Origin of the sequence: Nostoc sp. UCD121, from assembly GCF_014222285.1 — a bacterium.
Taxonomy (GTDB): Bacteria; Cyanobacteriota; Cyanobacteriia; order Cyanobacteriales; family Nostocaceae; genus Nostoc.
The window spans coordinates 1-235 of the sequence record NZ_JACKZS010000627.1 but is presented as its reverse complement, the minus strand read 5'-3'; the positions used below and the strand labels follow the sequence as shown (position 1 = coordinate 235).

Below are 235 nucleotides of genomic sequence, written 5' to 3'. Positions count from 1 at the left end.
AATATCAAGCGGAGGGCCGGCTGGTCGCAATGACTGGCGACGGCACAAACGATGCCCCCGCGCTGGCGCAAGCTGACGTGGCGGTCGCGATGAACAGCGGCACGCAGGCCGCCAAGGAGGCCGGCAACATGGTCGACCTCGATTCAGACCCGGCCAAGCTGCTGGCGGTCGTGGAAGTGGGCAAGCAGCAGCTGATCACCCGCGGTGCGCTGACCACCTTCTCGCTGGCCAACGA

At 66.4% G+C, this 235-nt stretch carries 1 protein-coding gene; it reads left to right on the top strand.

What is annotated here, in order from left to right:
• Positions 1–235: HAD hydrolase family protein (locus GNF10_RS37760; RefSeq protein ID WP_185607561.1), on the top strand; the 235-nt coding region annotated here is incomplete at both ends.